Source organism: Microcystis sp. M53602_WE12 (assembly GCF_030065455.1).
Lineage (GTDB): Bacteria > Cyanobacteriota > Cyanobacteriia > Cyanobacteriales > Microcystaceae > Microcystis > Microcystis aeruginosa.
Genome location: NZ_JASJFB010000089.1, coordinates 1 through 9,715, shown reverse-complemented (window position 1 = coordinate 9,715; position 9,715 = coordinate 1). Strand labels below are relative to the sequence as shown.

At 50.3% G+C, this 9,715-nt stretch carries 18 protein-coding genes and 1 pseudogene; all 19 read left to right on the top strand.

Going from position 1 to position 9,715, the window contains the following annotated elements; all coding sequences use genetic code 11:
* The first annotated feature begins 495 nt into the window (after window positions 1-495).
* Window positions 496-1,134, top strand: coding sequence for a 50S ribosomal protein L3 (gene rplC, locus PX482_RS03840; RefSeq protein ID WP_002734589.1), 639 nt, complete (start codon window positions 496-498; stop codon window positions 1,132-1,134).
* Window positions 1,135-1,154: 20 nt separating this feature from the next.
* On the top strand, window positions 1,155-1,787 hold the full coding sequence (rplD, locus tag PX482_RS03835) for a 50S ribosomal protein L4 (RefSeq protein ID WP_002771031.1): 633 nt from the start codon (window positions 1,155-1,157) through the stop codon (window positions 1,785-1,787).
* Entirely contained in the window at window positions 1,777-2,082 is a 306-nt protein-coding gene (locus tag PX482_RS03830) for a 50S ribosomal protein L23 (RefSeq protein ID WP_002746599.1), read from the top strand. The genes rplD and PX482_RS03830 overlap by 11 nt, the downstream gene beginning before the upstream one ends.
* A 33-nt stretch (window positions 2,083-2,115) precedes the next feature.
* Window positions 2,116-2,949, top strand: a complete 834-nt coding sequence (gene rplB, locus PX482_RS03825; RefSeq protein WP_002746601.1) for a 50S ribosomal protein L2 — start codon at window positions 2,116-2,118, stop codon at window positions 2,947-2,949.
* 30 nt (window positions 2,950-2,979) lie between these two features.
* Entirely contained in the window at window positions 2,980-3,261 is a 282-nt protein-coding gene (rpsS, locus tag PX482_RS03820; protein WP_002753908.1) for a 30S ribosomal protein S19, read from the top strand.
* A gap of 243 nt (window positions 3,262-3,504) precedes the next feature.
* On the top strand, window positions 3,505-3,864 hold the full coding sequence (gene rplV / locus PX482_RS03815) for a 50S ribosomal protein L22 (protein ID WP_002746605.1): 360 nt from the start codon (window positions 3,505-3,507) through the stop codon (window positions 3,862-3,864).
* Between the two features lie 23 nt (window positions 3,865-3,887).
* The gene (rpsC, locus tag PX482_RS03810; protein WP_061432468.1) at window positions 3,888-4,616 is read left to right on the top strand and encodes a 30S ribosomal protein S3; all 729 of its coding nucleotides are present in this window, start codon (window positions 3,888-3,890) and stop codon (window positions 4,614-4,616) included.
* Between the two features lie 30 nt (window positions 4,617-4,646).
* A complete protein-coding gene (gene rplP / locus PX482_RS03805; RefSeq protein WP_288122080.1) occupies window positions 4,647-5,066 on the top strand; it encodes a 50S ribosomal protein L16 in 420 nt (139 codons plus the stop codon).
* Window positions 5,066-5,284, top strand: a complete 219-nt coding sequence (rpmC, locus tag PX482_RS03800) for a 50S ribosomal protein L29 (protein WP_045358711.1) — start codon at window positions 5,066-5,068, stop codon at window positions 5,282-5,284. The genes rplP and rpmC overlap by 1 nt, the downstream gene beginning before the upstream one ends.
* Before the next feature lie 6 nt (window positions 5,285-5,290).
* Window positions 5,291-5,533: a 30S ribosomal protein S17 gene (gene rpsQ / locus PX482_RS03795; protein WP_002734070.1), complete on the top strand. Its 243-nt coding sequence runs from the start codon at window positions 5,291-5,293 to the stop codon at window positions 5,531-5,533.
* 20 nt (window positions 5,534-5,553) lie between these two features.
* The gene (gene rplN, locus PX482_RS03790; protein ID WP_002732358.1) at window positions 5,554-5,922 is read left to right on the top strand and encodes a 50S ribosomal protein L14; all 369 of its coding nucleotides are present in this window, start codon (window positions 5,554-5,556) and stop codon (window positions 5,920-5,922) included.
* Between the two features lie 72 nt (window positions 5,923-5,994).
* Window positions 5,995-6,348: a 50S ribosomal protein L24 gene (rplX, locus tag PX482_RS03785; RefSeq protein ID WP_002757582.1), complete on the top strand. Its 354-nt coding sequence runs from the start codon at window positions 5,995-5,997 to the stop codon at window positions 6,346-6,348.
* A 54-nt stretch (window positions 6,349-6,402) separates the two neighbouring features.
* Entirely contained in the window at window positions 6,403-6,942 is a 540-nt protein-coding gene (gene rplE, locus PX482_RS03780) for a 50S ribosomal protein L5 (protein WP_002734750.1), read from the top strand.
* Window positions 6,943-7,128: 186 nt separating this feature from the next.
* Window positions 7,129-7,530, top strand: a complete 402-nt coding sequence (gene rpsH, locus PX482_RS03775) for a 30S ribosomal protein S8 (RefSeq protein ID WP_002734721.1) — start codon at window positions 7,129-7,131, stop codon at window positions 7,528-7,530.
* A 104-nt stretch (window positions 7,531-7,634) separates the two neighbouring features.
* The gene (gene rplF, locus PX482_RS03770) at window positions 7,635-8,204 is read left to right on the top strand and encodes a 50S ribosomal protein L6 (protein WP_002757583.1); all 570 of its coding nucleotides are present in this window, start codon (window positions 7,635-7,637) and stop codon (window positions 8,202-8,204) included.
* Between the two features lie 3 nt (window positions 8,205-8,207).
* Complete coding sequence (rplR, locus tag PX482_RS03765; protein ID WP_002746610.1) at window positions 8,208-8,570, top strand: 50S ribosomal protein L18; 363 nt, start codon at window positions 8,208-8,210, stop codon at window positions 8,568-8,570.
* A gap of 26 nt (window positions 8,571-8,596) precedes the next feature.
* On the top strand, window positions 8,597-9,118 hold the full coding sequence (gene rpsE / locus PX482_RS03760) for a 30S ribosomal protein S5 (protein ID WP_002757584.1): 522 nt from the start codon (window positions 8,597-8,599) through the stop codon (window positions 9,116-9,118).
* 10 nt (window positions 9,119-9,128) lie between these two features.
* Window positions 9,129-9,572 (top strand): 50S ribosomal protein L15, encoded by a 444-nt coding sequence (rplO, locus tag PX482_RS03755; protein WP_002757585.1) that lies wholly within the window; start codon window positions 9,129-9,131, stop codon window positions 9,570-9,572.
* Window positions 9,523-9,715: pseudogene (locus PX482_RS03750) on the top strand (hypothetical protein); the annotation flags it as partial. The gene rplO and the pseudogene PX482_RS03750, both read left to right, overlap by 50 nt.

The following is a 9,715-nucleotide window of genomic DNA, read 5'->3' as shown; positions in this document are numbered from 1 at the left end:
TCGATGGGAAGAAGCATATCCTTAGTTAAAGCAGATTTTCTTCCTCAGTGCAACCTAAGTCGATGCTTTCTCACGAGTGCGGGTTCATTTTCTAGGTTGACTTCGGCTTCCTTACCAGCATTTATTGAGATGTTGCAAAAAAACCTCTTGCCTAAAAAGGCACAAATATTATATAATGTTTGATCGTGGCCAAAATCGGTGTTAGGTGGTGCTGAAGGCACTGCCAAGCAGAACCGCCTTGGTCGCTCGGTCTTCGCCGGGATACTGAAGATAAACCCTTTAAGTCCCGAAGAAACAAAGACCAGCAACAATCTAGGCAGAACCAGCAAACCTGTCTAGTCTTACTTACGAATTTAACGGGATGCCAGCTTAAATAACTCGAAAAAAGTCATTCAAGTTGGGCAGGCTGATAAAGCGGGAAAGATTTTTCTCGCTCCTATAGCCACGGCCACGTTATTTTTGATTGTCGTCTAGTAAAGATAAAGAGAACAATCCGTGTCTATCGGTATCCTCGGTACAAAACTGGGCATGACCCAAATCTTCGACAACAAAACGGGAGTCGCCATTCCCGTCACCGTCGTTCAAGCCGGTCCCTGTCCCGTCACCCAAGTCAAAACGAAAAAAACCGACGGTTATGAATCCATCCAAGTGGGATACAAAACCGTCAAAGAAAAAGCCCTCAACAAACCGCTACTCGGTCATTTAGCCAAAGCCGGTGTCTCCCCCCTGCGGCATTTAATCGAATACCGCCTCGAGGACGCATCCGCTTACACTTTAGGCCAAGAAATTACCGCCGCTATCTTCCAAGAAGGCGATTTAGTCGATGTGGCTGGAACCACCATCGGACGAGGTTTCTCCGGCTATCAAAAACGCCATAACTTCAAACGCGGTAACATGACCCACGGTTCCAAAAACCACCGTCTCCCCGGTTCCACCGGTGCCGGTACTACCCCCGGCCGCGTTTTCCCGGGTAAGAGAATGGCCGGACAATACGGAGCCACCCAAGTGACCATCCGCAAACTGTCCGTGGTCAAAATCGATAGCGAACGCAACCTAATCCTGATCAAAGGAGCCGTCCCGGGTAAACCAGGAACCCTGTTAAACATCACCCCCGCCAAGAAATTTGGTAAATAGGGCAAGGAAAGATTAAAGTCATGGTTAACTACACAGTCAAAAATTGGCAAGGGGAAGAAGCGGGAACAGGCACCCTGGAACTGAAAACCGCTAAACCCGAAACCGCCAAACACCTAATTCACCGCGTCGTCGTCAGCCATCTAGCGGCGGCCCGTCAAGGTAACGCCTCCACCAAAACCCGCTCGGAAGTGCGCGGCGGTGGTCGCAAACCCTGGCGGCAAAAAGGCACCGGTCGGGCCCGGGCCGGTTCGATCCGTTCTCCCCTCTGGCGTGGTGGCGGTGTCATCTTCGGACCAAAACCGAGAGATTTTGAGGTTAAGGTCAATCGCAAAGAGAAAAGATTAGCCCTGAGAACCGCTTTGATCAGCCAGGCCGATAACTTTATCGTGGTTGAAAGCTTCGCCGAACAATTCTCCCAACCCAAAACCAAAGAACTCACCGCTGCCTTAAGTCGCTGGGGAGCCAGTCCAGAGGAAAAAATTCTGCTGATTTTGACGGAAATTCCCGAAAATGTCTATTTATCGGGACGTAATATCTGCAATCTCAAAATTATTCGCGCCGATAGTCTCAACGTCTATGATGTCATCCTAGCCGATCGAGTTATCGCCACCGCCGCAGCCCTAGCTAAAATTGAGGAGGTCTATGGTGCTTAAAACTGAAGCCAGACAACTCGCCGATCTGATCCTAAAGCCGATCGTGACCGAGAAAGCCACCCTACTCCTAGAACAAAATAAATACGTCTTCGATGTCGCCTTGAAAGCGACCAAGCCGGAAATTCAAGCGGCGATCGAATTGCTGTTTGACGTGAAAGTAACGAAAGTGAACACCAGCCGCCCCTCTCGTCAGAAAAAACGCGTCGGCCGTTTCCTCGGTTACAAACCCCAATACAAACGCGCGATCGTGACCCTAGCGGAAGGCGACTCGATCGCCCTCTATCCCGACGTATAACCACCAAGAAACCCGATAACGGAAAACTAAACTATGGGTATTCGTTCTTTTAGACCTTTAACCCCCGGGACAAGGCAGGCGGCCATCTCCGACTTTAAAGAGATCACCAAAACCGAACCGGAAAAGTCCCTAACTCATCGCAAACACAGCAAACAAGGGCGTAATAATCGCGGTGTCGTTACCAGTCGTCACCGGGGCGGCGGCCATAAACGCCTCTACCGGATTATCGATTTTCGTCGCGATAAACGGGATATTCCCGCCACAGTAGCGGCGATCGAGTACGATCCTAACCGTAACGCCCGCATTGCCCTGCTTTTCTACAAAGACGGGGAAAAACGCTACATCATCGCCCCCGCCGGTTTAGGCGTTGGTGATACCGTCATCGCCGGAGAAAACGCTCCCTTCGAGGTGGGTAATGCCCTACCCTTAAGTCGCATCCCCCTGGGGACAGAAGTTCATAACATCGAACTCGTCCCCGGTCGCGGGGGTCAAATGGTGCGGGCTGCTGGTGGTTTCGCCCAAGTGGTAGCGAAAGAAGGCGATTACGTTACCATCCGCCTCCCCTCCAAAGAAGTACGCATGATCCGGCGTGAATGCTACGCCACCATCGGAAAAGTCGGTAACGCCGAAGCGAGAAACATCAGTCTCGGTAAAGCCGGTCGTACCCGTCACCGCGGTCAAAGACCTCATGTTCGGGGTAGCGTCATGAACCCAGTGGATCACCCGCACGGAGGTGGAGAGGGTCGCGCTCCGATCGGACGTTCCGGCCCGATGACTCCCTGGGGTAAACCCGCCCTCGGTCGCAAAACTCGCAACAAGAAAAAACGCAGTAGCGATCTGATTGTGCGCCGTCGTAACCAGGGTTAGAAATTATTACTTTACTTTTGACTGAAAATTATGGGTCGTTCACTGAAAAAGGGGCCATTTGTCGCCGGCCACCTGATGGAAAAAATCGAAAAACTCAACGCCCAGGGCAGTAAACAAGTGATTAAAACTTGGTCCCGGGCCTCGACAATCATTCCCGATATGGTCGGTCACACGATCGCCGTTCACAACGGCAAACAGCACGTTCCCGTCTATGTTTCCGAGCAGATGGTCGGTCATAAACTCGGTGAATTCGCTCCCACCCGCACCTTCCGCGGCCACGCCAAGAGCGACAAAAAAGCAGGACGGAAATAGACCGGTGGGCGGTAATCTTAAGACCGTCAAGCCCCCGGTCAGCGTTCAGATAAGCTAAACGGCGCTTAACCTGCATGATCCAATAGCTATAACCCTTTTGGAGTCTATATCGGTGATCCGAAGTAAAAGCCGTTTAGCTTAACTATGAGATGGTGGGTTACGGCGACTAGATAAATTAATAACTAAGTCTTATAAGTTGTCGTCGCCTAACCCACCCTACCTAACTGATAACTGATAACTGAAATGACCATCGATACCTCTAACGAAGTCAAAGCGATCGCCCGCTATATTCGGATGTCACCCCTGAAAGTCAGACGGGTACTCGATCAGATCCGCGGTCGCTCCTATCGGGAAGCCCTAATTATTCTCGAATTTATGCCCTACCGGGCCTGTGATCCGATTCTCAAAGTCCTGCGTTCCGCCGTTGCCAACGCCGAAAATAACGAAGGACTCGATCCCGCCACTTTGGTAGTTAGCCAAGCCTTTGCCGATGGCGGACCGACCCTAAAACGTTTTCGACCCCGGGCCCAGGGGCGCGCCTACCAAATTCGCAAACCCACCTGTCATATCACCGTCGCCGTCGCTCCTAGCAACAAAGACTAATCACCTTAACTAAAAAAACCACAATGGGACAAAAAATCCATCCCCTCGGTTTTCGTCTCGGCGTTATCAAAGATCATAAATCTTGCTGGTATGCCGACGCGAAACGTTACCCCGAACTACTGCAAGAAGATCGCCGCATTCGTGAATACGTCGAAAAAAACCTTGCTAATGCCGGTATCGCCGATATTCGCATCGAACGTAAGGCCGATCAAGTAGATATCTCCATCCACACCGCCCGCCCCGGGGTCGTCGTCGGTCGTGGTGGCACGGGAATCGAACAGCTGCGCCTAGGTTTACAAAAAGCCCTCGGTGGCCAGCGTCAAATTCGCATTAACGTCATCGAAGTGGCTCGCGTTGATGCCGATGCCAACCTGATCGCCGAATACATCGCCCAACAACTAGAAAGACGGGTTTCCTTCCGTCGTGTTGTCCGCCAGGCCATCCAACGGGCGCAGAGGGCCGAAGTCAAAGGGATCAAAATTCAAGTTAGCGGTCGTCTCAACGGGGCAGAAATCGCTCGGACTGAATGGGTGCGGGAAGGACGAGTTCCCCTCCATACCCTGCGCGCCGATATTGATTACTCCTATAAAACCGCCAGCACCATCTACGGGATTCTAGGCGTGAAAGTTTGGATATTTAAGGGCGAAATTATCCCCGGCCAAGAAGAAATTGCCGCCGCCGTTCCCGCTCAAGCACCGCGCCGTCAACAGCGTCGCCGTCAACAGTTTGAAGATCGCTCTAGCGAAGGCTGATCCCTAATATTTATCAGTGGTAAATAGCTCATGTTAAGTCCCAAAAGAACAAAATTCCGCAAACAACAGCGCGGACGGATGCGCGGGCTGGCCACCGGCGGAAATACGATTAATTTCGGCGATTTCGCCCTGCAAGCCACCGAACCCTGTTGGATTACTTCCCGTCAAATCGAAGCCGCCAGACGGGCAATGACTCGTTATATCCGTCGGGGTGGCAAAATCTGGATCCGCGTTTTTCCTGATAAACCCGTCACCCAACGGGCTGCAGAAACCCGGATGGGTTCCGGGAAAGGTTCCCCCGAATTCTGGGTGGCCGTGGTTAAACCGGGGTTCATTATGTTTGAGATTGCCGGGGTAGCCGAACCCGTGGCCCGGGAAGCAATGCGCCTAGCCGCCCAAAAATTACCGATTAAGACCAAATTTATCACTCGCGTGGAGGATTTTGTCTAATGGCTTTACCGAAAATCGCCGAAGTGAGGCAGATGAGCGATGAGGACATCGCTGATGCTATCCTCGCTGCCAAAAAGAAACTGTTTGAATTGCGTTTGCAACAGGCCACCCGCCGCTTGGAAAAAACCCACGAATTCAAACACACCCGCCACCGTCTCGGCCAATTATTGACCGTAGAACGGGAGCGCCAACTAGCCCAGTCCACCCCGGAGGCATAACCCGCTATGGCAGTTAAAGAAAGAGTTGGGGTAGTGGTCAGCGACAAAATGGATAAAACCGTAGTGGTAGCCATTGAAAACCGCTCTCCTCACCCTAAATACGGCAAAATCGTCGTGAAAACCCAGAAATTTAAGGCTCACGACGCAGAAAATCAAGCCAAACAAGGCGATCGAGTTCGCATTCGTGAAACCCGCCCCCTCAGTAAAACCAAACGTTGGGAAGTGGCGGAAATATTAACCGATAGTTAAATTTCACCTAGGTAAAAACCGTGATTCAACAACAAACCTACTTAAATGTCGCTGACAATAGCGGGGCGCGGAAACTAATGTGTCTGCGGGTGCTGGGCACAGGTAACTGTACCTACGGTGGCATCGGTGACAAAATTATCGCCGTGGTTAAGGACGCTATCCCCAATATGCCCGTGAAAAAATCCGATGTGGTCACTGCGGTGATTGTGCGGACCCGTCAAACCGTCCGTCGCGATAGTGGCATGAGCATCCGTTTTGATGATAACGCCGCCGTGATTATTAATAATGACGGTAATCCCAAAGGTACTAGGGTTTTTGGTCCTGTCGCTCGGGAATTGCGCGATAAAAACTACACCAAAATTGTTTCCCTAGCCCCAGAAGTTCTCTGATCAAAGTGAAAAGTACCAAGGCAATTGGCTGATGGCTAGTCTAAAACTTTTCACACTTTGAGGTCAAAAAAAATGAGTAAGAAAAACAGTCAAACCCCACCCCAAAGGCAAAAAATGCACGTTAAAAAAGGGGATGTCGTTCAAGTAATCGCTGGTTCCGATAAGGGCAAAGTGGGCGAAATTTTACGCGCTTTACCCCAAGAAAGTACCGTGGTGGTCAAAGGAGTTAATATCCGCACCAAACATACTAAACCCCAACAGGAAGGAGAATCGGGTCAAATCCTTACCTACGAAGCACCGATTCACAGTTCCAAAGTGATGCTTTATTCCGAGAAGAAAAAAATCGCCAGTCGGGTAGGTTATACCTTTACCGAAGACGGTCGGAAAGTGCGGATACTGAAGAAAACTGGCGAAATTATTGATTAGTTTCCCATCAATTCTAGTTCCTGACCAAGCCCAGGAAAAGTAAGCAGAAAAACTATGAGCCAAAAACTAAAAACCACCTATCAAGAAACCATTGTTCCGAAACTGAAAGAACAATTTGGTTATACCAATATCCACCAAGTACCTAAAGTTATCAAAATTACCGTTAACCGCGGTCTTGGGGAAGCTTCACAAAACGCCAAAGCTTTGGAGTCTTCCAAGGAGGAACTGTCCACCATCACCGGACAACAACCGGTAGTGACTAGAGCTAAAAAAGCGATCGCTGGCTTTAAAATTCGCGAAGGAATGCCCGTGGGTGTCATGGTGACATTGCGCGGCGATCGAATGTACGCTTTTTTAGACCGTCTCATTAATCTGGCCTTACCACGCATTCGCGACTTTCGCGGTATCAGCGGTAACAGTTTTGATGGTCGTGGTAACTACAGTTTAGGCATTCGTGAACAGTTGATCTTCCCCGAAATTGAATACGACAAAATCGATCAAATTCGCGGGATGGACATCTCAATCATCACCACCGCTAAAAACGACGAAGAAGGACGCGCCCTCCTCAAAGAGATGGGAATGCCCTTTAGATAAATCAATCAAGAGAAAAGGAAAAAAATCAGGAAAAAGTGGCAAGGGAAAAGGGAGAAAGCGATTTTGTCAGAGAAATTACTGAATAAATCCTACCTACCTTCTCCTGACGACTGGCTCCTGACTCCTGACTCCCGCAATAACTGACCACTGATGTTGATCCCAATTTAGGAGAAAAACAGGTAATTCATGTCTGCTAACGATACCATCTCGGATATGCTGACCCGCATCCGTAACGCTTGCGCGGTTCGGCAGACCACTACTCAAATTCCCACCACGCGGATGACGCGCAGTATTGCTCAAGTTCTCAAGGACGAAGGCTTTATTGCTGACTTTGAGGAAGTGGGTGAGGGGATTAAATCTCAATTAGTTCTTTCCCTCAAATATAAAGGCAAAAACCGTCAACCGATCATTACTACCCTCACCAGAGTCAGTAAACCGGGCCTGCGAGTTTATTCCAACAGTAAAGACTTACCTCGCGTCCTCGGTGGCATTGGCATCGCCATTGTTTCTACCTCTAAAGGCATTATGACCGATCGCGAGGCCCGTAAACAAAACGTTGGCGGCGAAGTCCTTTGCTACATCTGGTAAACAAGGATAAGCTATCAGCCGTCAGCCTTTCCAAGTTTAAACCTGATAGCTGACCCACTGATAACTCTTCCCTGATAACTGATAACTGATAACTGATAACTGTTATGTCTCGTATTGGCAAACGCCCGATTCCTATTCCCAATAAAGTCACCGTCGATATCGATGGTGCTACCGTGACGGTGAAAGGACCCAAAGGAACTCTCCAGAGAACCCTACCCACCGCCGTCGCCATCAATAAAGATGGCGAAACTCTGCTCGTTACCCGTCAAGACGATTCCCGTACCGCCAGAGAACGCCACGGACTCTGTAGAACTCTAGTAGCCAACATGGTGGAAGGAGTCGCTACCGGCTTTCAAAAACGCCTCGATATCCAAGGGGTGGGCTACCGCGCCCAGGCGCAGGGTAGTAAATTAGTTCTTAACGTCGGTTACAGTAAACCCGTGGAGATGGAGATGCCCGATGGTGTTTCCGTCGCCGTAGAGAACAGCACCCAAGTTATCGTCAGTGGCATCGACAAAGAAGCCGTCGGTAACATTGCCGCTAAAATCCGCGAAGTTCGTCCCCCCGAACCTTATAAAGGAAAAGGGATTCGCTATCTTGGTGAAGTCGTCCGTCGCAAAGTTGGTAAAGCTGGCGGTAAAGGCGCTAAAGGCGGTAAAGGAGGTAAAAAATAAACCATGAAACTTAGTCGCAAAGAATCAGTCCGTCGTCGTCACCAGCGTGTGCGTCGCAAAATTAATGGCACTGCTGAACGGCCGCGTTTATCCGTATTTCGTTCTAATAACCACATCTACGCCCAAATTATCGACGACGTAGCCCAACATACCCTCGCGGCCGCTTCTACCCTAGAGGCCACCTTGCGCGGGGAATTAGAGTCCACCGCTACCCAAGAAGCCTCGGCTGCCGTGGGTAAACTGGTGGCCCAACGGGCCTTAGAAAGAGGCATCGAACAAGTGGTTTTTGATCGCGGTGGCAATCTCTATCACGGTCGCGTCAAAGCCTTAGCAGAAGCGGCTCGGTCAGCCGGCTTAAACTTCTAAAATATCCTTTCAACACTGATAAAACTATGGCAAAACGTCGCAAAGGCAACCGCGAAAAAGAAAAAGAAACCACTTGGCAAGAGCGGGTCATCCAGATCCGCCGGGTTAGTAAAGTGGTTAAGGGTGGTAAAAAACTCAGCTTCCGGGCTATCGTCGTGGTCGGTAATGAAAACGGCCAGGTGGGAGTGGGAGTTGGCAAAGCAGGGGATGTTATCGGGGCCGTCCGTAAAGGCGTGGCCGATGGCAAAAAACAACTAATTGAAGTCTCCTTAACTAAGGCTAGTTCTATCACTCACCTCACCCGGGGCGCTTCCGGTGGCGCTCAGGTACTTATGCGTCCGGCGGCTCCGGGGACTGGGGTTATTGCCGGGGGGGCTGTCCGTACCGTTTTAGAATTGGCTGGGGTAAAAAATATCCTCGCTAAACAACTCGGTAGCGATAACCCCCTCAATAACGCTAGAGCCGCTGTTAACGCCCTGGAAACCCTCCGCACTTTCTCGGAAGTGGCCAAGGATCGAGGCGTATCTGTAGAACATTTGTACACCTAAAGAAATCACCATGAAACTCCACGAAATCGCCCCCCAACCGGGGTCAACTAAACGTCGTCGTCGTGTGGGACGGGGTATCTCGGCCGGCCAGGGCGCTAGTTGCGGTCTGGGAATGCGCGGACAAAAATCTCGCTCCGGGACAGGGACTCGCCCCGGTTTTGAGGGGGGACAAATGCCCCTCTATCGCCGGGTGCCGAAATTAAAGCATTTTCCTTTGGTTAACCCCCGTCAATACACGATCGTTAATCTGAAAAAATTAGCTTCTTTACCCGCTAATACGGAAGTTACCCTAGAAAGTCTCCTAAAAGCTAACATTCTCACCAGTAACGACGGCCCTTTAAAAGTTTTGGGTGATGGTGAAATTACCGTTCCCCTCAAGGTGAAGGCCGCTGCTTTTAGCAATAGTGCTAAAGAGAAAATTACCGCCGCTCAAGGTACTTGGGAAGAAATTTAACGGATACAGGAGACAGGAGACAGGAGATAAAAGGCAAAAGGCAAAAGGCAAAAGGCAAAAGGCAAAAGGCAAAAGGCAAAAGGTAAAGGGCAGCTTTGTTCTCCCCACACCCTACACCCCACACCCCACACCCCACACCCTAC

Coding starts and splice junctions, on each gene's coding strand:
- rplX (WP_002757582.1), top strand. CDS start 5,995: ATGAGTAAGAAAAACAGTCAAACCCCACCCCAAAGGCAAAAAATGCAC.
- rplP (WP_288122080.1), top strand. CDS start 4,647: ATGTTAAGTCCCAAAAGAACAAAATTCCGCAAACAACAGCGCGGACGG.
- rpsH (WP_002734721.1), top strand. CDS start 7,129: ATGTCTGCTAACGATACCATCTCGGATATGCTGACCCGCATCCGTAAC.
- rplE (WP_002734750.1), top strand. CDS start 6,403: ATGAGCCAAAAACTAAAAACCACCTATCAAGAAACCATTGTTCCGAAA.
- rpsC (WP_061432468.1), top strand. CDS start 3,888: ATGGGACAAAAAATCCATCCCCTCGGTTTTCGTCTCGGCGTTATCAAA.
- PX482_RS03830 (WP_002746599.1), top strand. CDS start 1,777: ATGGTGCTTAAAACTGAAGCCAGACAACTCGCCGATCTGATCCTAAAG.
- rpmC (WP_045358711.1), top strand. CDS start 5,066: ATGGCTTTACCGAAAATCGCCGAAGTGAGGCAGATGAGCGATGAGGAC.
- rplF (WP_002757583.1), top strand. CDS start 7,635: ATGTCTCGTATTGGCAAACGCCCGATTCCTATTCCCAATAAAGTCACC.
- rplV (WP_002746605.1), top strand. CDS start 3,505: ATGACCATCGATACCTCTAACGAAGTCAAAGCGATCGCCCGCTATATT.
- rplB (WP_002746601.1), top strand. CDS start 2,116: ATGGGTATTCGTTCTTTTAGACCTTTAACCCCCGGGACAAGGCAGGCG.
- rplD (WP_002771031.1), top strand. CDS start 1,155: ATGGTTAACTACACAGTCAAAAATTGGCAAGGGGAAGAAGCGGGAACA.
- rpsS (WP_002753908.1), top strand. CDS start 2,980: ATGGGTCGTTCACTGAAAAAGGGGCCATTTGTCGCCGGCCACCTGATG.
- rpsE (WP_002757584.1), top strand. CDS start 8,597: ATGGCAAAACGTCGCAAAGGCAACCGCGAAAAAGAAAAAGAAACCACT.
- rplR (WP_002746610.1), top strand. CDS start 8,208: ATGAAACTTAGTCGCAAAGAATCAGTCCGTCGTCGTCACCAGCGTGTG.
- rpsQ (WP_002734070.1), top strand. CDS start 5,291: ATGGCAGTTAAAGAAAGAGTTGGGGTAGTGGTCAGCGACAAAATGGAT.
- rplO (WP_002757585.1), top strand. CDS start 9,129: ATGAAACTCCACGAAATCGCCCCCCAACCGGGGTCAACTAAACGTCGT.